This is a genomic window from Paenibacillus sp. PastF-3 (genome assembly GCF_029893135.1).
GTDB classification, from domain to species: Bacteria; Bacillota; Bacilli; order Paenibacillales; family Paenibacillaceae; genus Paenibacillus_AQ; species Paenibacillus_AQ nitricinens.
The window spans coordinates 1-1,163 of the sequence record NZ_JARXWM010000045.1 but is presented as its reverse complement, the minus strand read 5'-3'; the positions used below and the strand labels follow the sequence as shown (position 1 = coordinate 1,163).

Here is a 1,163-nt window from a genome sequence, read left to right as displayed (position 1 = left end):
CAAACCGGAGGAAGGTGGGGATGACGTCAAATCATCATGCCCCTTATGACCTGGGCTACACACGTACTACAATGGCCGGTACAACGGGAAGCGAAGCCGCGAGGTGAAGCCAATCCCATCAAAGCCGGTCTCAGTTCGGATTGCAGGCTGCAACTCGCCTGCATGAAGTCGGAATTGCTAGTAATCGCGGATCAGCATGCCGCGGTGAATACGTTCCCGGGTCTTGTACACACCGCCCGTCACACCACGAGAGTTTACAACACCCGAAGTCGGTGGGGTAACCCGCAAGGGAGCCAGCCGCCGAAGGTGGGGTAGATGATTGGGGTGAAGTCGTAACAAGGTAGCCGTATCGGAAGGTGCGGCTGGATCACCTCCTTTCTATGGAGAATCGTTTCCTGCAATGGAGACATTCAAATCGGAAGTTAAACTTCCAAAATAGAACCTTCGGGTTCGAACACTCACTCGTGTTCAGTTTTGAAAGAGTAAGTCTCTTTCATATACGTTTGGTGGCGATAGCGGAGGGGTTCCACACGTACCCATCCCGAACACGACCGTTAAGCCCTCCAGCGCCGATGGTACTTGGACCGAAGGGTCCTGGGAGAGTAGGACGCCGCCAAGCGGACAACCATTCTTTGGTTGATTCACAATGTTATATGGGCTTTTAGCTCAGTTGGTTAGAGCGCACCTCTGATAAGGGTGAGGTCGGTGGTTCGAGTCCACCAAGGCCCACCATATAACTTTATATCTTTTATGGGGCCATAGCTCAGCTGGGAGAGCGCCTGCCTTGCAAGCAGGAGGTCAGCGGTTCGATCCCGCTTGGCTCCACCATAATTTTAATTTAATACCTTCTTTAAACATTGATCCTTGAAAACTGGATACCGAAACGAATTTGCGTTTTAGAACATCTTTTAAGCTAAACTTGTGTAAACAAGTGAAGAATTAATAGTGATGCTGAGCGAAGGTTTTGGATTGTAAGCGACTTTTGGCTTTAAACAGAAATGCGAACGGATTTATTCGAGAGCGCTGTTTAAAACAAGATGAGCGAATAAGCCAATAACCAGAGCAATTGGTTAAGCTAATAAGAGCACACGGAGGATGCCTAGGCGCCAGGAGCCGACGAAGGACGTGGCGAACAACGAAACTGCCTCGGGGAGCTGTAAGCA

Annotated in this window: 2 tRNA genes and 3 rRNA genes; all 5 read left to right on the top strand. The window is 50.0% G+C overall.

Going from position 1 to position 1,163, the window contains the following annotated elements:
• A 16S ribosomal RNA gene (locus tag M2444_RS33440) occupies nt 1-378 on the top strand; the annotation flags it as partial.
• Between the two features lie 124 nt (nt 379-502).
• Nucleotides 503-619, top strand: a 5S ribosomal RNA gene (rrf, locus tag M2444_RS33435).
• Between the two features lie 36 nt (nt 620-655).
• Nucleotides 656-732, top strand: a tRNA-Ile gene (locus M2444_RS33430).
• Between the two features lie 20 nt (nt 733-752).
• Nucleotides 753-828, top strand: a tRNA-Ala gene (locus tag M2444_RS33425).
• A 240-nt stretch (nt 829-1,068) separates the two neighbouring features.
• Nucleotides 1,069-1,163 (top strand): 23S ribosomal RNA (locus M2444_RS33420); the annotation flags it as partial.